General features: G+C 73.0%; 1 protein-coding gene. It reads right to left on the bottom strand.

Annotated elements, in window-relative coordinates; genetic code table 11:
* Positions 1-4 precede the first annotated feature (4 nt).
* Entirely contained in the window at positions 5-22,054 is a 22,050-nt protein-coding gene (locus BO226_RS09225) for a non-ribosomal peptide synthetase (protein ID WP_071935065.1), read from the bottom strand.
* Between the last annotated feature and the right edge of the window lie 484 nt (positions 22,055-22,538).

Raw genomic sequence — 22,538 nt, 5'->3', positions numbered from 1 at the left:
GAGGTCAGTTCCGGCGGTCCCCGTTGCGTCCGGCGACCTGCACCGCGACTCGTCCCCACCGGCGCAGCGCCGCGTCGCTCTCGGTCAGCCGCGCCGAGAGCACCGCGACGATCGTCTCCACCGCCCGGGCACTCACCATCTCGTGGTGATCGCAGTCGAGCCGGTACTGGTGGATCTCGCCGGCGATCACGTTGTGCCAGGCCGCCACCGCCGGGACCGGGGTCTCCGAGCGGGCCGCGGTGAAGAACAACGCGTCCCCGTCGAAGGTGTCCGGTTCGTGCCGCCGCGCGGCGCGGGCGGTGTCGGTCGACCCGGCGTGCAGCCGTTCGAGGTGGGCGGCGGTCAGGCCGGTGCCGCCCCCGAACGCCTCGTCGAGCACCGCGGCGGCGTGTTCGAAGCTCGGCTCATCGTCGTCGACGGGAAGCCCGAGATCGCGCAGCATGTCGCGGGTGCCGACGGCCGGGGACGCCCCGACCATCAGGTGGCTGTCGAGCAGGGCGAGGGTGTCGACGATCTCCCCGTCGCGGCGCAGTTCGACGGCGACGGCGTGCGCGACCACCCCTCCGAGCGACCAGCCCAGCAGGTGATATGGGCCGTGCGGCTGCACCCGGCGGATCTCCCGCACGTAGTGGCGGGCCAGCGCGGTGATGGTGTCGTGCCGCGGACCACCGGACAGGGCCGGCAACTGCAGACCGTAGACCGGCCGGTCGTCGTCGAGGCGGTGCGCGAGGGCGCTGTACGGCCAGGCCAGCCCCGCGGCGGGATGGATGCAGAACAGCGCGGTGCCGGTGCCGGGGCGCAGCGGCACGAGCACCCGGAACGCCTCGTCGATGCCGTTGCTCTCCTCGGACTCGCCGCTGCTCAGGTGTGCAGCGAGTTCTGCCGGGGTCGGATGGGTGAAGATCGACGCGATCGGCACCCGCCGCCCGAGTCGTTCCCCGAGCGCCGGTAGCAACCGGGTCGCCAGCAGCGAGGTGCCGCCGAGGTCGAAGAAGTCGTCGTCGACACCGACCCGGTCGAGGCCGAGATGCTCGGCGAACAGGTCGGTGACGAGCTTTTCGAGGTCGGTGCGCGGCGCCCGGTAGTCCCCGACCGGGGCGGTGAAATCCGGGGCGGGCAGCGCGGCGCGGTCGAGTTTGCCGGCCGGGGTGAGCGGGATGTCGTCGAGCACGGTGATCACCGCCGGCACCATGTGCGGCGGAAGATGCTGCGCGACGAACGTTTTCACCTCGGCGGCGGTGATGTCGGTATCGGGGGCGAGGCGGAGGTAGGACACCGGCACGGTCTGCCCGGACGGGGCGGTGTGGCCGAGGGTGTGGGCGAAGACCACCTGCGGGTGCGCGGTCAGCGTGGCGTCGATCTCGCCGAGTTCGACGCGGAAGCCGCGGATCTTGACCTGGAAGTCGGTGCGGCCGACGTAGTCGAGGCGATGATCGGTGGTCCACCGCACCAGATCCCCCGTGCGGTACATCCGCTCCCCCGAGCCGGTGAGATCGGGCACGAATCGGGCGGCGGTCAGCGCGGGCCGGTCGTGGTAGCCGCGGGCCAGACCCGGCCCGGCGACATATAGTTCCCCGGCCACCCCGGCCGGGACGGGTTGCAGCCGCCCGTCGAGGACCAGGGCGTGGAAACCGCGGCTGGGGGTGCCGATGGTGACGGGTTCGCCGACGGTGAGCGGCTCGCCGAGGGAGGTCATGATCGTCGCCTCGGTGGGACCGTAGGCGTCGATCACCCGCCGTGACGGCGCCCAGCGTGCCACCAGCTCCGGTGGGAGTGCTTCGCCGGCGACGAGCAGGGTGTGCAGTTCGGGGACGGTGTGCGGGTCGAGCGAGGCCAGCGCGGTGGGGGTGATGAAGGCGTGGCTGACCCGCTGTGCGCGCAGCACAGCGGCGAGCTCGTCGCCGCCGTAGACGTGCGGCGGCACGATCACCAGCGTCGCCGCGGCGCACAGCGCCATCATCTGCTCGAAGATCGACGCGTCGAAGCTCGGCGACGCCAGATGCGACACCCGGGCCGCGGCGGTGACCTGCAGACGGTCGCGTTCCTCCCGGGCGAGGGAGGCCAGGCCGCGGTGGGTGACCGCCACGCCCTTGGGGCGGCCGGTGGAGCCGGAGGTGTAGATCAGGTAGGCCGGTTGATCCGGGCGCAGCACCGTCGGCCGGTCCGCGTCGTCGATCGGTGTGACCGGCCCGGCGGTGAGGTCGAGGTCGTCGAGGACGAGCCAGTCCACCTCGTCGGGCAGCGCGTCGCGGTGCGCGGCGACGGTGATGCCGATGCGCGCGGCACTGTCGTCGAGCATGAAGGTGATGCGGTCGGCCGGATAGGTGGGGTCGACCGGCACGAATGCCGCGCCGCTGCGCACCGTCGCCCACACCGCGGTGACCGATTCGAGCGAGCGCGGGATCGCCAGGGCGATCACCTGTTCGGGTCCGGCGCCGCGGTCGAGCAGGCGCCGCGCGAGCCGGTGCGCGCGGGCGTCGAGTTCGCGGTAGGTGACCTGCCGGTCGTCGTCGACGACCGCGACCGCGTCCGGGGCGGTGGCAACGGCGGTGTCGAGCAGGTGCGGCCACAGCACCGCCGGTTCGGCCTGCGGTCCGATGGCGGGCACCAGCGCGGTGTGTTCTGCGGCGGTGAGCAGGTCGAGATCGCCGACGGGACGGTGCGGGTCGGCGGCGATCGCGTGCAGCAGCCGGGTGAACCGGTCGGCGAAGCCACGCACCGTCTCGGCGTCGAACAGGTCGGTGGCGTAGACGAAGGCGGCGTCGAGGCCACCTTCGGCGTTCTCCCCGATGAGCAGTTCGAGGTCGAAGTTGCACACCGTCGGGTCGAGGGCGACGCCCTGCACGCTCAGGTGCGGCAGTTCCACCGCGGGCAGTTCGGCGGTGTGGAATTCGATGGAGACCTGGAACAGCGGTGAGTGTGCGGTCGAGCGGGTCGGGGCGAGCGCGTCGACGACCCGGTCGAAGGGCAGGTCGGCGTGCGCGAAGGCATCGAGGTCGCTGTCGGTGACGGCGGTGAGCAGCTCGGTGAACGACGCTTGCGCGGGCACCGCGGTGCGCAGCACGACGGTGTTGACGAACATGCCCACCAGATCGTCGAGGGCGCGGTGTCCGCGACCGGCGACCGGCGAGCCGACGGCGATGTCGTCGCTGCCCGACAGGCGGGCGAGCAGCACCGCGAACGCCGCGTGCACGGTCATGAACACGGTGCTGTGCCGGACGGCGGCGAGCTGCTGCAGCCGGGCGAGCAGATCGGCGTCGACGGTGAAGCGGGTGATGTCGCCGCGGAAGGACTGCTGCGGCGGCCGGGGCCGGTTGGTGGGCAGCGGCAGCACCTCCGGCAGCCCCGCGAGGCGCTGCTGCCAGTAGGTGGTCTGGTCGGCGGCGAGGGTGCCGGGGTCGTCCGGGTCGCCGAGCCGGTCGAGTTGCCACAGGGTGTAGTCGGCGTACTGCACCGGCAGCGGTCCGAACGCCGGGGTCTCGCCGCGGCTGCGGGCGGCGTAGGCGATCATCAGGTCGCGGGCCAGCGGGCCGGTGGAGCCGCCGTCGGCGGCGATGTGGTGTACGACCAGCACGGCGAGATGGTCGTCGCGGCCGAAGGAGAACACCCGTGCCCGCACCGGGATGTCGACGGTGACGTCGAATCCGGCGCCGAGGAAGTCGGCGATGGCGGTGTGCACGGTGTCCTCCCCGGCGGGCACCACGTCCAGCGGCAGCGGAGCGTCGGCGGCGGCGAGGATCCGCTGGTGCGGCCCGGCCGCCGACGCCGGGTAGATGGTGCGCAGGCTCTCGTGCCGGGCCAGCACGTCGTGCAGGGCGGCGCCGAGCGCGGCCGGGGACAGATGCCCGGACAACCGGATCGCCAGGGGGATGTTGTAGGCGGCGGAGGTCGGATCGAACTGGTTGATGAACCACAGTCGTTGCTGCGCCGGGGAGAGGGGGATGTGCTCGGGGCGTGGTCCGGCGATCGGGCCGGAGGTGGTGTCGGCGGTGGGTTCCTCGACCTCGGTGGTGGGCCGGTGGTCGAGGTGTGCGGCGAGCGCGGCGACGGTGGGGGCTTCGAACAGGGCGCGCACCGGCACGGGTCGGCCGAGCCGGTCGCCGAGGCGGGCGACGGCGCGGGTGGCGAGCAGTGAGTTACCGCCGAGGTCGAAGAAGTTGTCGTCGACGCCGAGTCGGTCGAGGCCGAGCACGTCGGCGAGTTCGTCGGCGACGAGCGACTCGAGCGGGTCGGTGGGTGCCGGACGGTCGCCGGTGCCGGCGGTCAGGTTCGGTGCGGGCAGGGCGGCGCGGTCGAGTTTACCGACGGGGGTCAGCGGGATCTCGTCGAGCACGCTGATGACGGTGGGCACCATGTGCGCCGGGAGATGCTCGGAGACGTGGTATTTCACTGCGGCGTGGTCGATGTCGGCGCCGGGTGCGGGGTGCAGGTGGGCGACGAGGACCGTCTCTCCGCTCGGGGCGCGGTGCGCGACGGTGGCGGCGAATCCGACGGCCGGGTGGGCGGCGAGCACGGCGTCGATCTCGCCGAGTTCGACGCGGAAGCCGCGGATCTTGATCTGGAAGTCGCTGCGGCCGACGTATTCGATGCGCAGATCCCGCCGGTCGAGGTCACCGACCCAGCGCACCAGGTCCCCGGTGCGGTACATGCGTTCGCCGGGGGCGCCGTAGGGGTCGGCGACGAACCGGGCGGCGGTCAGCGCGGGCCGGGCGTGATAGCCGCGGGCCAGGCCCCAGCCGGCCAGGTACAGCTCACCGACGGCGCCGAACGGCACGGGTCGCAGCGCGGTGTCGAGGACGACGGCGTGCACCCCGCGCAGCGGACCGCCGAGGGTCAGTGGGTCGTCGACGCCCAGGGGGTCGCTGATCGCGGCCATGATGGTGGTCTCGGTGGGCCCGTAGGCGTCGACGAGACGCCGCGCGGGCGCCCAGGTGGCCTGCAGGTCCGCCGGCCACGCCTCCCCACCGACCGCGAGATCGGTGAGGTCGGTCGGATCCGCCGGGTCGAGGGAGGCGAGCGCGGCGGGGGTGATGAACCCGTGGGTGACCCGCTGCTCGCGCAGCAGCGCGCCGAGTTCGGCGCCGCCGACGATGTGCGGGGGCACGATCACCAGTTCGGCGCCGGACCCGAACGCCAGGAGGTATTCGAAGATCGACGCGTCGAAGCTCGGCGACGAGACGTGCATGACCCGCGCGCCGGGTCCGGCACCGAAGCGGCTGCGCTGGTCGCGGGCGAAGTTGTCCAGGCTGCGGTGGGTGGTGATCACACCCTTGGGGCGGCCGGTCGAGCCGGAGGTGTAGATCAGGTAGGCGGGATGATCGAGCCGCAGCGCGACGGGGCGGTCGGTGTCGTCGATCGTGGTGGTGTCCTCGCCCGCGGCGTCGCGGTCGAGGTCGTCGAGCAGCAGCCACGGCACCGTGTCCGGGAGCCGGTCGCGGTGTGCGGTGGTGGTCACACCGACGGTGGCGCCGCAGTCGTCGAGCATGAATGCGACGCGTTCGGCCGGATAGCGCGGGTCGACGGGCACGAACGCCGCCCCGGTCTTGGTGATCGCCCACATCGCGGTCACCGACTCGACGGAGCGGGCGATGCCGAGGGCGACGAAGGTCTCCGGTCCGGCGCCGCGGCGCAGCAGCACCCGCGCCAGCCGGGTGGAGCGTTCGTCGAGTTCGCGGTAGGTGAGCACCCGCTCCCCCTCGCGCAGGGCCGGCCGGTCCGGGTGTGCGGCGGCGGTCGCGGCGAGCAGTTGCGGCAGGGCGGCGTCGCTGCCCCCGGCCGGGCCGTGCACCGGCAGCAGCGCGTCCTGCTCGGTGGCGGTGAGTGCCGGCAGCGCGGTGATCGGGGCGGCCGGGTCGCCGGTGAGTGCGTCGAGCACAGCGGTGATGCGCGCGGCGATCGCGGCGACGGCGTCGCGGTCGAAGACCTCCGGCAGGTATTTCATGCGCAGGTGCACCGCGGTGTCGGTGTGCACGACCACCGACAGCGGGTAGTGCGCGGCGTCGCGGCCGGTGATGTCGGCGACCCGCATGCCGCCGAGGTCGGTGTCGCGGTCGAGACCGGCGCGTTCGACCGGGTACGACTCGAAGACGGTGAGGGTGTCGAATCGCACGGCGGCCCCGAGGTGCCGGTCGAGGGTGCCCAGGTCGAGATGGTGGTGATCGAGCAGGGCGACCTGTTCGGCCTGCACCCGGTCGACGAGCGCACCGACGGTGTCGTCGGGCCGCACGGTGATGCGCACCGGGACGGTGTTGATGAACAACCCGACCATCGCCTCGATGCCGGGGATCTGCGGTGGCCGCCCGGAGACGGTCGCCCCGAACACCACATCGGTGCGGCCGGTGAGGGCGCCGAGCACCACACCCCAGGCGGTCTGCACGAGGGTGTTGACGGTGACGCCGCGGGCGGTGGCGGTGTCGTGCAGCCGCACCGACAGAGCGGTGTCCAGGTCGAGGTCGAGGTCCTCGGAGATCCCGGCGGTGGTGCCGGGGCGGTGCTGCGGGGCGAGCAGGGTCGGTTCGTCCACCCCCGCGAGGGCGCGGCGGTAGGCGTCGAGGGAGGCTTCCGGGTCGCGGTCGGCGAGCCAGGTGAGGTAGCTGCCGTAGTGCGGCGCCGGGGGCAGTGCCCGCTGGTCCGCGTCGGTGGCGTAGAGCATCAGCAGTTCCCGGATCAGCACCGGGGTGGACCAGCCGTCGAGCAACAGGTGGTGGTTCGTCAACGCCAGCAGGTGCCGGCCCGGGCCGGTGTGCACGACGGTCGCGCGCAGCAGCGGCGTGGTCTCGGTGTCGAAGCGGGTGCGTCGATCGAGGGCGAGCAGTTGCGCGGCGGCGTCGTCCGGGTCGGGGTCGTCGCTGGTGTCGGCGACGGTGAACGGCACCTCCACGTGGGTGGGGATGACCTGGACGTGTCCGTCGCCGGCGGCGGGGAACGCCGCGCGCAGCGCCGGATGCCGGTCGAGCAGCAGTTGCAGGGAGCGGCGCATCCGGCTCGCGTCGACCTCGCCGCGCAGGTCGAGGACGAGCTGCACGATGTAGGCGTCGGGGCGGTCCCCGGCGAGCAGGGCGTGGAAGAGCAGCCCGGTCTGCAGCGGCGCGGTCGGCCACACCGTGTCCAGGGGCCCGTAGCGTTGCTCGAGGCGTTCGATGACGTCCTGGTGCAGTCGCACCAGCGGCAGATCCGAGGGGGTCAGGCCACCGGCGTGCGGGCTGCGGGTGTGCCGGGTTAGTGCGGTGGCGGCGGTGGCGAAGTGGTGCGCGAGGGCGGTGACGTCGGTGTCGTCGAGCAGCCCGGCCGGGTACGACCAGTGCACCTCGAGTACCGGCCCGGTGGGGGTGTCGGTGGTGACGGCGTTGATGTCGAGCACCGCGGCGGCGGGCATGTCCGGGCTCTGTGCCCCGCCGTGGGGGAAGCCGTCGATGGGCAGCCAGGGGGTGTCGGTGTCGGTGACCCCGGCGGTGGGGCGGCCGAGATAGTTGAAGCTGACCTGCGGCGTCGGTGCGTTCGCGAGTTCGGTGGCGGTGTCGGGGTCGAGATAGCGCAGCAGCCCGAAGCCGGTGCCGTGGTCGGGGACGGCGGCGAGGTGTTCCTTGACGGTCTTGACGGCGCGACCGGCGGCCGGGCCGGCGGCGAGCGCGTCGTCGAGGTCGATGCCGGTCAGGTCCAGGCGCAGCGGGTGGATGGTGGTGAACCAGCCGACGGTGCCGGACAGGTCGGCGCCGGCGGCGGCATTGCTGTCGCGGCCGTGCCCTTCGAGGTTGAGCAGCAGCTGGGCCGGGTGGTGGCCGCGGTCGCGGCGCCACGCCGCCACCGCGAGGGCGAGTGCGGTGAGCAGGCCGTGGTCGACGGCGCCGTGGAAGGCGTTGGGCACGGCGGTGAGCAGCGCCTCGGTGACGGAGGTGGGCAGTTCGGTGGCGACGGTGATGACGGTGGCGTTGGTGTCGCGGACCGGATCGAAGGGGCGGTGCCCGAGCGGCGGGTTCGGTCCGTCGAGCATGGCGCGCCAGAAGTCGAGTTCGGTGCGGCGGGTGGGGGCGGCGTCACGCAGGGCGTGGGCCCAGCGGCGCACGCTGGTGCCGGTGTGGAGGGGCAGCAGCGCACCACTCGTGGCGCCGTCGGCCGCGGCGGCCGCCCACGCGGCGGCCAGGTCGGGGACGAGGATGCGCCAGGACACCCCGTCGACGGCGAGATGGTGGATGACGATGAGCAGTCGGCCGGCGCCGCTGGTGGCGTCGAACCACACCAGCTGCACCACCCGCCCGCTGTGCGGGTCGAGGCGGTCGGCGGCGGCGTCGAGTTCGGCGGCGGCCAGGGCGAAGAAGTCGTCGCTGTCCGCGGCGCTGGTCACCGGCACCCGGTGGATGACGGTGTCGACGTCGACGCTGCCCGGGGCGGGCACGTGCAGGACGTGTCCGCCGGGGACGTCCGGCACCGCGTGCAGGTGCACGCGCAGCATGTCGTGCCGGTCGAGAACCGCGGTGACGATCGCCCGCAGCGTCGCCGCGTCCAGGCCGGTGGGCAGGCGCAGCAGCAGCGCCTGCGAGTAGCGGCCGATGCTGCCGCCGCGGTCGAGCATCCAGTGCGCGATCGGCGGTAGCGGCATGTCCCCGACCCCACCGCCGGGTAGTTCCGCGAGGGTTTCGGTGGGGGTGGCGGTGCCGACGACGGCGGCGAGCGCGGCGGGGGTCTTGTGTTCGAACACTTCGCGCGGAGTCAGGTCCAGGCCGGCGGCCTTCGCGCGGGAGACCAGCTGGATGGACATGATCGAATCGCCGCCCAGGGCGAAGAACGAATCGTCCACCCCCACCGTCGGCAGACCGAGGACCTGCGCGAACAGTTCCACCAGCACCGTTTCGTGGCCGCGCGCGGGGGCGCGGGAGACGGTGGTGCGGGCGGCGAAGTCGGGGGCGGGCAGTGCGCGCCGGTCGAGTTTGCCGGTTGCGGTGACCGGCAGCGTGTCGAGCACCATCAGGGTGGACGGCAGCATGTACGCGGCGAGTTCCCCGGCGGCATGCTCGAGCACCACGTCGACGTCGAGGTCGTGGCCGGGTTCGGGTACCGCGTAGCCGACGAGCCGGTCGGTACCGGAGGCCGGGTCGGTGTGGACGACGACCACGGCGCGGCCGACACCGGGGGCGCGCAGCAGCGCCGCTTCGATCTCGCCGAGCTCGATGCGGAAACCGCGCAGCTGCACCTGGAAGTCGGCGCGGCCGAGATATTCGATCTCGCCGTCACGGGTGCGGCGCGCCAGGTCCCCGGTGCGGTAGATCCGGTCGCCGGGGGCGCCGTGCGGGTCGGCGACGAACCGGGTGGCGGTCGGATCGGGGCGGTGCAGGTAGCCGCGGGAGAGCTGGGCGCCGGAGACGTACAGTTCGCCGATCACCCCGGCGGGCACCGGATGCAGCCGGTTGTCGAGGATGTGCAGGCGCAGCGACGGCAACGGTGGGCCGATCAGGCTTGCCGCGGCGGTGGCGGCGAGTTCGCGGGTGATGGTGCGGGCGGTGACGTGCACGGTGGTCTCGGTGATGCCGTACATGTTCACCAGCGTCGGGGCGGTGTCGTCGTGGCGCCGGTACCAGCGGTCGAGCTGCCCGAAGTCGAGGGCTTCCCCACCGAAGATCACCCGGCGCAGCGCCGGCAGGTCGGTGTCGGCGGCGCGGTCGGCGTCGATGAGCTGGTAGAAGGCCGTCGGGGTCTGGTTGAGCACGGTGACCCGTTCGCGGCGCAGCAGTGCCAGGAATTCCTGCGGGTTGCGGGCGGTGTGGTAGTCGACGACGACGAGCCGGCCACCGTGGGCGAGGGCGCCCCACAGTTCCCACACCGAGAAGTCGAAGGCGTAGGAGTGGAACAGTGTCCACACATCGGAGGCGTCGAAACCGAACATCTCGGTGGTGTCGGTGAGCAGGGTGACGACGGTGCGGTGCGGGACCATCACGCCCTTGGGGCGGCCGGTGGAGCCGGAGGTGTAGATGACGTACGCCGCCGCCTCCGGGTGCACGCGTGGCAATCCGTCACCGCCGCTGGGCATCTCGTCGAGGCGGGTGCGCACGGCCGGGTCGTGCAGGTCCACGATCGGCGGGGTGTGCGGGGGCAGAGCGGTGGCGTGGTCGGCGGTGGTGAGCAGGCACACCGGGGCCGCGTCGTCGAACATGTACGCGAGCCGGTCCGGGGGGAACGCCACGTCGATGGGCAGATAGGCGGCGCCGCTGTGCAATACGGCGAGCAGCGCGACGATCAGGTCGGTGCCGCGCGGCAGGGCGACGGCGACGAGCCGGTCGGGTCCGGCGCCGTGCTCGACGAGCAGCCGCGCCAGGCGCTGCACCCGGTCGGTGAGCTCGTCGTAGCGCAGCGTCCCGTCGGGGGCGGTGACCGCGATCGCCGCCGGGTCGAGTCCGGCGCCGCGGGCGTACAGATCGAGCAGCGACGCCGAGGCGGAGCCGAGCACGCTCGCCGTGGCCGGGCGCAGCGGCGCCGGGGCGGTGGGACGTTCGTCGTCGGTGAGCAGGTCGACGTCGCCGATGGGGCGGTGCGGGTCGGCGGTGACCGCGTCGAGCAGCCGCACCAGCCGCTGCGCGAAGGAAGCGACGGTGTCGGGATCGAACAGGTCGGTGGCGTAGGTGAACGCCGCGGGCATTCCGTCGCTCTCCCCTGTTCCGGTCGGGTCTGGGTCCTGCAGGGTCAGTTGCAGGTCGAACTTGGCGACGGGCAGCTCCGGGTCGAGGGCGTCGACCTCGAGTTCGGGCAGCACCAGGTGGGCCCGTTCGGTGTTGCCGTATTCGAGCACCACCTGGAACAGCGGGGACCGGTCGGTCTCGCGGGCCGGGGCGAGCACGTCGACGAGGGTCTCGAAGGGCAGCTCGGTGTGCCCGAAGGCCGCGAGGTCGATCTCGCGGGTGCGGTGCAGGTGGTCGGTGAACGACAGCGCCCCGTCGACGGGGGTGCGCAACACCACGGTGTTGACGAACATGCCGACCAGGTCGTCGAGGGCGCGGTGGCCGCGACCGGCGACCGGGGAGCCGATGACGATGTCGGATGTGCCGGTCAGGCGGGCCAGCAGCGCCGCGAACGCTGCGTGCACGGCCATGAACACGGTGGTGTCGTGCTCGGCGGCCAGCGCCTCGAGGCGCCGCTGCACGTCGGCGGGCACGGTGAAGCGGTGCAGGGCGCCGTGGAAACTGCGCTGGGTGGGGCGCGGCCGGTCGGTGGGCAGCGGCAGCAGTTCGGGGGCGTCGGCGAGGGTGTCGCGCCAGAACCGCAGCTGCGCGGCGGCGAGGGAGGTCGGGTCGTCCGGGTCGCCGAGCAGCCGGCGCTGCCACAGGGCGTAGTCGGCGTACTGCACCGGCAGCGGCGACCGATCCGGGTCCGTCCCGCCGGTGCGGGCGGTGTAGGCAAGCATCAGGTCGCGGGCCAGCGGCGCCATCGACGAGCCGTCCGCGGCGATGTGGTGCACCACCACCGCCAGGACATGGGCGTGCTCGTCCAGGCGCCACAGCCGTAGCCGCACCGGCACCGCCGCGGCCACGTCGAAACCGGCACCGACGAAGTCGGCGAGGTCGGTGGGCAGGTCGTCGCCGGTGACCGGCCGCGCCGTGAGCGCCGGCAGCACCCGGTCGGTGTCGACGACGACCTGGCGCGGGCCCTGTTCGTCGCCGGGATACCAGGTGCGCAGGCTCTCGTGCCGGTCGAGCACGTCGCGCACCGCTCCGGTCAGTGCCGCGACGTCGAGGCGGCCGGACAGGCGGATGGCGAGCGGAATGTTGTAGGCGGCGGAGGTGGTGTCGAACTGGTTGACGAACCACATGCGTTGCTGGGCCGGGGACAGCGGCAACCGTTCGGGCCGGTCGGCGGCGACCAGCGGCACCCGTCCGTGCCCACCGTGATCGTCGAGGATCCGCGCGGCGAGCGCCCGCACTGTGGGCGCCTCGAACAGGGCGCGGACCCCGGCGTCGGTGCCGAGCGCGGCGTTGAGGCGGGCGACGACGCGGGTGGCGATCAGCGAGTTGCCGCCGAGATCGAAGAAGTTGTCGTCGACGGAGACCTGCGGGTGCCCGAGGACCTCGGCGACGATCTCGGCGACGGTTGCCTCGAGGTCGGTGCTCGGGGGACGGTAGTCGCCGCCGAGCCGTGTCAGGTCCGGCACCGGCAGGGCGCGGCGGTCGAGTTTGCCGACCGGGGTCAGCGGCAGCTCGTCGAGCACCACCACCGCGGCGGGCACCATGTGACCGGGCAGCCGCGCCGCGGCCCAGGCGCGCAGTGCCCGCGGATCGATCTGCGTGGCGGTGGTGTCGGTGGTGTCGGGCAGTATGTAGGACACGAGCACGGTGTCGCCGCTGGGTGCGGGGTGCCCGATGGTGTGGGCGAAGGCGATCGCGTCGTGGGCGGTGAGCGCGGCGTCGATCTCGCCGAGTTCGATGCGGAAGCCGCGCACCTTGACCTGGAAGTCGGAGCGCCCCAGATATTCGACGGTGCCGTCGTGCCGCCAGCGCACCACATCCCCGGTGCGGTACATGCGTTCGCCGGGGGTGCCGTAGGGGTCGGCGACGAACCGGGCGGCCGTGAGGTCGGGGCGGCGATGGTAGCCGCGGGCCACGCCCGGCCCGGCGATGTACAGCTCGCCGGCCACCCCGACGGGGACGGGCCGCAGCCGGTCGTCGAGGACGGTCTGGTGGAAGCCGACGGCGGGGCCGCCGATGGTGACGGTGTGCCCGGGCCGCAGCTGCGGGCTGACGCTGGTCTCGATGGTGGCCTCGGACGGGCCGTAGCCGTTGAACATGCGCCGTCCCGGCGCCCAGCGCGCCACCAGTTCCGGTGGGCAGGCCTCGCCGGCGACGACGAGGACCTCGAGGTCGTCGAGTCCGGTGGGGTCGAGGGAGGCGAGCGCCGTGGGGGTGATGAAGGCGTGGGTGACCTTCTCCTCGCGCAGCAGCCGGGCGAGTTCGTCGCCGCCGTAGATGTCCGGCGGCACGATCACCAGGGTGGCGCCGGCGCAGAACGCCTTGGTGAACTCGAAGATCGACGCGTCGAAGCTCGGCGACGCCAGGTGCGAGACGCGAGCCTGGTGGGTGATGGTGAAGTGGCTGCGCACCTCGGCGTTGAGGTTGGTCATGCCGCGGTGGGTGACCACCACGCCCTTGGGGCGGCCGGTGGAGCCGGAGGTGTAGATCAGGTAGGCCGGGTGGTCGAAGTGCAGCGCGGCGGTGCGGTCGGCGTCGGTGATGGGTGCGTCGCTCGTCGCGGCGATCCGGGCGGCGACGGCGTCGTCGTCGAGCACCAGCCACGGCACCTCGGCGGGCAGCGCGTCGCGGTGCGCGGCGGTGGTGATGCCGAGGGCGGCAGCGCTGTCGGTGAGCATGTAGCTCACCCGCTCCGGCGGGTAGGCGGGGTCGACGGGCACGAACGCCGCGCCGGTCTTGGTGACCGCCCACACCACCGCGACCGATTCGAGCGAGCGGGTCAGCGCGAGCGCGACGACGGTTTCCGGACCGATCCGGTGCTCGTCGACGAGCAGCCGCGCCACGCGGGTGGACCAGGCGTCGAGTTCGGCGTAGGTGATCTGCCGGTCGGCGAAGCGCAGGGCGACCGCGTCGGGCAGGATCGCGGCGATCGAGGTGAGCAGTTCCGGCCACAGTTGCGGTGAGACCGGTGGCAGGCCCCGCGCCGGGGCCAGGTCGGCCAGTTCCCGGTCGGTGACGATGTCGATGTTGCCGACCGCGATGTCGGGGGTGTCGGTGATCGCCTCGACGATGCGCACGAACCGGTCGGCGAACGAGGCGACGGTGGCGGCGTCGAACAGGTCGGTGGCGTAGGTGAACGACGCGCGGATGCCGGCGGGGCCGTCGGCGTCGGTGGTCTCGGCGATGGACAGCTGCAGGTCGAACAGCGCCAGCATCGGGTCGAGGTCGATCACCCGCACCGACAGGTCGGGCAGTTCGATCTCGGGGCGTTCGGTGTCCTGGAATTCGAGCAGCACCTGGAACAGCGGGGTGTAGGCGGTCGAGCGGGGCGGGTCGAAGACCTCGACGAGCCGCTCGAACGGCACCTCGGTGTGCCCGAAGGCGGTCAGGTCGCCGGTGCGCATGCGGTCGAGCAGCGCGGTGAACGGCTCGTCGTCGTCGACGCGGGCGCGCAGCACCACGGTGTTGACGAACATGCCGACCAGGTCGTCGAGGGCCCGGTGGCCGCGCCCGGCGACGGGGGTGCCGACGACGATGTCGTCGCTGCCGGACAGGCGGGCGAGCAGCACCGTCAGTGCGGCGTGCACCAGCATGAACACCGACGCGTCGTGGGCGCGGGCGATGTCGAGCAGCCGGCGGTGCGCGGCCGCGTCGAGGGTGAACGGGATGCGGGCGCCGCGCCGCGACGGCTGCACCGGGCGCGGCCGATCCAGCGGCAGTTCGAGCAGTTCCGGGGCGCCGGCGAGGGCTGCGCGCCAGAACCGGAGCTGTTCGGCGGCCAGGGAATCGGGGTCGGTGTCGTCGCCGAGCACCCGGTGCTGCCAGAGGGTGTAGTCGACGTACTGCACCGGCAGCGGGGTCCACGGCGGGGTCTGCCCGGCGTGGCGGGCGCTGTAGGCGGCGATGACGTCGCGGGCCAGCGGCCCCATGGAGAAACCGTCGGCGGCGATGTGGTGGGCGACGAGCACGAGCACGTGCTCGTCCTCGGCCAGGGCGAGCACCCGGATGCGGGTGGGGATCTCGGTGGCCACATCGAATCCGGCCGCGAGGACCGGGGTGAGCTCGCTGTCGAGGTCGGTGCCGTCGTCGACGGTGAGCATCACCAGATCGGGGACGGCGGCGCCGGTGGGCACCACGACCTGCACGGGCCCGTCATCGGTGAGCGGATAGCGGGTGCGCAGCGATTCGTGCCGGGCGACGACGTCGCCGATGGCGTGCTGCAGCGCCGCCTGATCGAGCCTGCCGCTCAGGCGCAGCGCGACGGCGATGTTGTAGGCCGGGGAGGTGGTGTCGAACTGGTTGATGAACCACATCCGCTGCTGCGCCGGGGACAGCGGGACCGGGTCGGGGCGCGGCCCGGCCACCGGGGCGCCGCGCCCGGCGCCGGTACGGTCGGGCTGGTCGAGATGCGCGGCGAGATCGGCGACGACCGGATGATCGAAGATCTCCCGGATGCCGAGCTCACCGCCGGTGTCCGCGGCGAGCCGGGCGGCGGCGCGCATCGCGAGCAGGGAGGTACCACCGAGGTCGAGGAAGTGGTCGTCGGCGCCGACCCGGTCGACGCCGAGCAGGTCGGCGAAGACGGTGGCGACGAGCTGTTCGGTGGGGGTGCGCGGCGCCCGGTAGCCACCGGCGGCGGTCGGTGCCGGCGGAGCGGGCAGCGCGTTGCGGTCGAGTTTGCCGTTGGGGCCGACCGGCAGCGTGTCGAGGACGACGAGGGCGGCGGGCACCATGTAATCCGGCAGGTGCGCGGCGAGATCGGCGGTGACCGCGGCGGTGTCGATGCTGCGCCCCGGGGTGGGCACGAGATAGCCGGTGAGCCGGTCGTCGGCGCCGTGGTGGACGAGCACCACCGCCTGCCCGATCTCCTCGCGGGCGCGCAACACCTGCTCGATCTCCCCGAGCTCGATGCGCAGACCGCGGATCTTGACCTGGAAGTCGGTGCGCCCCAAGTACATCAGGGCGCCGTCGGCGCGGCGGGTGGCCAGATCCCCGGTGCGGTACATCCGCTCCCCCGGCGCCCCGAACGGGTCGGCGACGAACCGGTCGGCGCTCAGGCCCGGGCGGTCGAGATAGCCGCGGGCGAGCTGGATCCCGGCCAGATACAACTCGCCGGCGGCGCCGGCGGGCACCGGATGCAGCCGCGCGTCGAGCACGTAGGCGCGGGTGTTCCACACCGGGCGCCCGATCGGCACCGACCCGGCACCGGTGTCGGTGGTGGTCCAGGCGGTGACGTCCACCGCGGCCTCGGTGGGCCCGTACAGATTGTGCAGGGCGGTGTGCGGCAGCGCCTCCCGCAGCGCGGCGGCGGTCTCGGCGGGCAGCGCCTCCCCCGACGCGAACACGTGCCGCAGCGCGAGCGGCTCCCGGCCGCGGCCGTGCAGGGCGTCGACGAACACCGCGAGCATCGACGGCACGAAATGCGCCACGGTGACCCGCTCCTCGGCGAACAGCCGCAGCAGGTAACCGGGATCGCGGTGCCCGCCGGGGGCGGCGACGGCCAGCCGCGCCCCGACCTGCAGCGGCCAGAAGAACTCCCACACCGACACGTCGAAGGTGGCGGGGGTCTTCTGCACCACCGTGTCGTCGGCGGTCAGCGGATAGGTGTGCTGCATCCAGCGCAACCGGTTGGCGATCGCCGCGTGCGGCACCGCCACCCCCTTGGGGCGGCCGGTGGAGCCGGAGGTGAAGATCACGTAGGCGAGATGCGCGCCGGTCGGCTCCGGTCGATCCGCCGAGGTGAGGGCCGCCGGGGATTCGTCGGCGAGGTCGAGGCGGTCGATGCGCAGCACCTCGGCGCCGGTGTCGGGCAGGGCGTCGGCGACATCGCTGGTGGTGAGCACCGCGCGCGGGGCGGCGGTGTCGAGGACGTAGCGCAGCCGCTCGGCGGGATGCTCCGGATCCAGCGGCAGGTAGGCGGCACCGCTCTTGACGATCGCGTACATGCCGACGAGCAGATCCAGCGACCGCGGCGCGGCGAGGGCGATCACCCGGTCCGGTCCGGCGCCGGCGCGCAGCAACCGCCGCGCGAGCCGGTTGGTGACCGCGTCGAATTCGGCGTAGCCGAGGGTGTGGCCGTCGACGGTGACGGCCGGGGCGTGCGGGGTCGCGGCGACCTGCGCGGCGAACAGTTCCCCGAGGGTGGTGGCGGGTCCGGTGTCGGCGGTGGTGGCGTTCCACGTGTCGAGGACGGTGCGGCGTTCGTCGGCGGTGAGCAGCTCCACGTCGCCGACCGGCACCGCCGGATCCGCGGTGACCGTCTCGAGCAGCCCCACGAGGCGCTGCCCGATCGCGGCGGCGGTGGCGGGGTCGAACAGGTCGGTGGCGTAGGACAGCGCGCCGCGCAGTGCGTGGGTGCGGCCGTCGCCGTCGGCGACCGCGCCGAGCTGCAGATGCAGGTCGAATTTGGTGGTGTGCGTGTCGATTTCGGCGATGTCGACGTCCAGGCCGGGCAGGGTCAGGTGCGCGCCGGTGGTGTCGGAGAAGGCGAGCATCACCTGGAACAGCGGCGAGTAGGCCGCCGAGCGGGCGGGCACCACCGCATCGACGAGCCGGTCGAACGGCAGGTCGGTGTGCGCGAAGGCCGCCAGGTCGGTGTCGCGCACCGCGGCGAGGAAGTCTGCGAAGGACAGGTCGGCGGGTACGGCGGTGCGCAGCGCGACGGTGTTGACGAACATGCCGACCAGGTCGTCGAGGTGGCGGTGGCTGCGCCCGGCGACGGGGGTGCCGACGACGATGTCGTCGCCGCCGGACAGGCGGGCCAGCAGCACCGCCAGGGCGGCGTGCACGACCATGAACTCGGTGGCGGTGTGGGCGTGGGCGAGCTGCCGGATCCGCCCGTACAGCTCCGGGGCGATCTCGACGTCGACGCTCGCGCCGCGGAAGGACTGCTGCGGTGGGCGCGGCCGGTCGGTGGGCAGCGCCAGCAGGTCGGGGGCGCCGGTGAGGATCTCGCGCCAGTACTCGAGTTGCCGGGCGGCGCGGGAGGTCGGGTCGTCGACGTCGCCGAGCAGATCCGCGAACCACAGGGTGTAGTCGGCGTACTGCAGCGGCAGCGGCGCCCAGTCCGGGGCGGTGCCCGCGGCGCGGGCGGCGTAGGCGGTGACCAGATCCCGGGACAGCGGTGCCAGCGACGCGCCGTCGGCGGCGATGTGGTGCACCACCACGGCGAGCACGTGCTCGTCGCCGGCGACGCGGAACAGCCGCATCCGCAGCGGCGGGTCGACGGTGACGTCGAAACCGGCCGCGACCACCGCCGCGACGTCCGCGTCGAGATCGTCCGTGACCGTGGGGGTCAGATCCAGGGCGAGCGTGTCGACGGGCAGCACCTGCTGGATCGGCCCGGCCGGGGTGGCCGGGTAGACGGTGCGCAGCGCCTCGTGCCGGTCGAGCACATCGCGGGTCGCCGCGACCAGCGCCGCGTGGTCGAGGGCGCCGCGCAGCCGCAGCGCGATCGGGATGTTGTAGGCGGCCGAGGACGGGTCGAGCTGGTCGACGAACCACAGGCGTTGCTGGGCGGCGGAGACCGGGATGCGGTCCGGGCGCGGCAGCACCGGCGCCGGGGCGGGCCGGTCGACGTCGTCACCGGCGGGCAGGTTCGCCGCCAGCGCCCGCACGGTGGGGGCCTCGAACAGCGACCGCACCCCCAGATCGGTGCCGAAGGCGTCGTTGATGCGGGAGATCACCCGGGTGGCGACCAGCGAGTTGCCGCCGAGCTCGAAGAAGCTGTCGTCGGCGCCGACCTCGGCGACGCCGAGCTGGTCGGCGAAGATCGCGGCCAGCGCGGTCTCGGTCGGCGACATCGCCGCCGCCCCACCGGCGCCGGCGAAGACCGGTTCGGGCAGTGCCGTGCGGTCGAGTTTGCCGACGGCGGTCAGCGGGATCTCGTCGAGCACCATGATCGCGGCGGGCACCATGTGGGCGGGCAGCCGCGCCGCGAGCGCCGCGGCCAGCTGCTCCGGGTCGAGGGTGCAGCCGGCGTCGGGCAGCACATAGGACACGAGCATCTGTTCCCCGGAGGGCGCGGCGCGGCCGAGGGTGACGGCGAAGGCGACGTCGGGGCGGTCGCTGAGGGCGGCGTCGATCTCGCCGAGTTCGATGCGGAACCCGCGGATCTTGACCTGGAAGTCGGAGCGGCCGAGATATTCGACGGTCACCGAGCGGGCGGGACGGTGCGGGTCGCGGATGCGCCAGCGGGTGACGTCACCGGTGCGGTACATGCGCGAGCCGGGAGGGCCGAAGGGGTCGGCGACGAAACGGGTGGCGGTCAGGCCCGGCCGGTCGTGATAGCCGCGGGTGACGCCCGGCCCGGCGATGTACAGCTCCCCGGCGATCCCGACCGGCACCGGGTGCAACCGGCCGTCGAGGATCAGCTCGTCGATACCGCACACCGGGTGGCCGATGGTGACGGTCTCCCCCGGCACCAGCATGTCGGTGATATTGCAGACGATGGTGGTCTCGGTGGGCCCGTACGCGTTGTACATCCGGCGGCCGGGTGCCCAGCGCGCCACCAGTTCCGGTGGGCACGCCTCGCCCGCGACGGTGACCACCTCGCATTCGACGCCGGTCGGGTCCACCGACGCCAGCGCGGCCGGGGTGGAGAACAGGTGGGTGACCTGTTCGCGGCGCAGCAGCGCCGCCAGTTCGTCGCCGCCGTAGATGTGGGCGGGCACCACCACGAGGGTCGCGCCGATGGCGAAGGCGGTCATGTACTCGAAGATCGACGCGTCGAAGCTCGGCGAGGAGAAGTGCGAGACCCGGGCCGCCGGGGGTGGGGCCAGGCGGGTGTGCAGGGTCGCCGACAGGTTCGCCAGGCCGCGGTGCGGCACCACCACACCCTTGGGGCGGCCGGTGGAGCCGGAGGTGTAGATCAGGTAGGCGGGATGGTCGAACAGCAGGGTGGCCGGCCGGTCGTCGTCGGTGATCGGCTCATCGCTCGCCTGCGCGATCCGCGCGTCGAGATCCGGATCGAGGACGAGCCAGGGCACCGTGTCGGGCAGCTCGTCGCGGTGCGCGGCGGTGGTCAGGCCCAGGATCGCCCCGGAGTCGGTGAGCATGTACTCGATGCGTTCGGCCGGATACTTCGGGTCGACGGGCACGAAGGCGGCCCCGGACTTGGCGATCGCCCAGATCACCGCCACCGATTCGAGGGAGCGGGTGATGCCGACCGCGACGAAGGTCTCCGGTCCGGCGCCGGCGTCGATGAGGACGCGGGCGAGCCGGTTGGACCAGGCGTCGAGTTCGCCGTAGGTCATGCGCCGGTCCTCGCACACCACCGCCTCGGTGTCCGGCACCACCGCGGCGACCGCGCACAGGATCTCCGGCAGGGTCTGCGCGGAGCGGGCCGGGTCGCCGTGCGCCGGGACCAGACCGGCGACCTCGTCGCTGCCGACGAACGGCAGATCCCCGATGGGCAGGTGCGGGTCGGTGAGCACCGCGGTCAGGGCGCGGCCGAGTCGCCGGCCGGTGGTGGTGGCGGTGTGCGCGTCCACCCGGTCGGGCCGGTAGCCGGTGCGGACCTGCAGGGCGGTGCCGGTGGTGTCGATCGTCACGCGTAGCACCGCGTCCGCGGGGGCGGAGGTCGGGTCGTCGAGGGTGAGCACCACCGGGCAGGCGGGGGCGAGGCCGGCGAGCACGGCCGGGTCGACCTCGGCGTGGGCGGCGAGATCGGCGCCGAGGGTGCGCACGCGCCGCACCAGTTCGGCGAAGGGCTCGGCCGGGTCCAGCTCGACGCGCAGCGGCAGCACCCGCCCGTCGCGGGCCACGCCGACGAGGACGTCGTCGTGACCGGTGAGCCGGGCGATGAGCGCCGCCGTGGCGGCGTGCAGCACGGCGGCGACGGTGGTGTCCGGGGCGTCGCCCTCGGTGGTGGCGAAACGCGCGGCGAGCGCCGCGGCCGTGACCGCCAGGCGGTCCTCGACGTCGGCGGGGGTGTCGTCGGCGGGGGCGGTGACGGGGCGGGGCAGTTCGAGGCGTTCGGCGGCGTCGGCGAGCTGCTGCCGCCAGAAACCGGCGTCGGCGGCGGCGCGGCGGCGCTGCTCGCCCAGGGTCACGCTGGCCGGATGGATCACGGCGACCGCGCGGTCGGGGGCGCTGCGCAGGAAATCGTCGAGCAGTTCGACGAACCGGTCGTGGTGGGCACGGAGTTCGTCCTCGTCGTAGCGGTGCGGGTTGCCGCGGAAGTCGAGGAAGGTCCGGGCCGGGTCGCCGCTCTGATAGATGTTGACCAGCAGGTCCTCGACGGGACCGGAGGTCATGATGTGGAACTCGCCGCGGATGTCGCCGAGCACGATCTCCTGCCGGAACAGCATGACGTTGACCATCGGCCCGGCATAGCGGTACGGGTCGCCGGCGGCGCCGGTCTCGCGGCGGATGTCCTCGAGGCTGAATCGCTGGTGGCGCAGTGCCCCGGTGAGTTCGAGCTGCACCCGCCGCACCAGGTCGGTGCGGGTGTCGTCCGGTTCGAGAAAGATGTGCAGCGGCGCGGTGTTGACGAGCATGCCGCCGGAGCGGCGGGCCATGGCGGTGGTGCGGGCGAAGACCGGCAGGTTGATCATCACGTCGTCGCGGCCGGTCATCCGCGCCAGATAGCACGCGAACGCCGCGATGACCGCCGCCGTCGAGGACAGTCCCGGTTCGTCGTCGACCGCGGTCAGCGCGTCGACGAGGTCGTCGGGGAGGGTGTGGCTCGACAGCAGCGACACCGCCGCGGTGGGGGCGTCGCGTTGCGCCAGAGTCGAGCCGTCCTCGAGTCCGGCGACCCGCTCGATCCAGTAGTCGCGGTCGGTGCGGTAGCGCTCGGAGGTGCGGTACTCGCGGTCCCAGTCGTACAGGGCGCGCAGGTCGGCGGCTTTCGACGGTTCCGGCTCGCGGCCGTCGATCTCCGCGGTGTAGAGGGCGGCGATGCGGTTGACCATGGTCATCGCCGCGAATCCGTCGAGGGCGACGTGGTGGATGCGGGCGTACCAGAGGAACCGGTCGTCGGCGACCTGCAGGATCGTCATGTTCACCAGCAGGTCGTTCGCCAGGTCCACCGGGGTGGCGTAGTCGGCGGTCATCCACTCGTGCGCCGCGGCCATCGGGTCGGGTTCGCCGCGGAAGTCGAGCAGCGGGATCCCGTTGCGGTCCTCGACGGTGGGGTCGACGTACTGGACGGGTTCACCGTCGACGTCGACGACCCGCAGATAGGCGGACCGGAACTCGGCACCGGCGCGATATCCGCAGCGACGCAGCAGATCCAGGTCCGGGGCGCCGCGCAAATCCACATACTGCGCGATGCACACGGGTACCTCGGGTGCGAGCTGCTGCGCGAACCAGATGGCCCGTTGCGCGGACGACAGCGGGAAAGCGCCGACCGGTATCTGCGGACGACGGTGTCGCAGCGACATGTCCCCTCCGAAAGCGATGTTGTTGGCCGTGATCGGCGTATGTCCCCCGACATCGCGTGCAGGGGCCGACCCCGGTGCCGCTGGGCGTGCGGCGCCGCGATCGGACCCCCGTTCGATCGTGTGATCCCGTGTGACCGGGACCACACAACAAGCTAGACCACCTGTGCGCCCGGTACGACCGGATTGCGGCGACGACCGCACCACCACCCGCCGATGCGCCCCGGAGGCCGTGCCCGTGCCGCGACAGGACCGGTACGGAACCGCGAGTGACCTCGGAAATCGTTCCCGTGCAGGGGATCAGTCGCGTTTCGATAACGTTTTCCCGACGGCCGGGAGGAATGCCCTGTTCGTGACCGGAGTGACGAATGAGGTGGGCGTCGAAGCAGGATCGGGCGCGCCGGAAACGCCCCGAAACCGGACAGCTCTCCTTATTCTCGAAGCGGCCGTCACCTTCGTGCCCCCGTGCCGCGACCCGTGCGTGATC

This window comes from Rhodococcus sp. 2G (assembly GCF_001886355.1).
In the GTDB taxonomy this organism is placed as follows: Bacteria; Actinomycetota; Actinomycetes; order Mycobacteriales; family Mycobacteriaceae; genus Rhodococcus; species Rhodococcus pyridinivorans.
This window is presented reverse-complemented; position numbering and strand designations above follow the sequence as displayed.

Bases quoted from the DNA above. Each gene is read 5' to 3' on its own strand.
- BO226_RS09225 (WP_071935065.1), bottom strand. From the start codon at position 22,054: ATGTCGCTGCGACACCGTCGTCCGCAGATACCGGTCGGCGCTTTCCCG.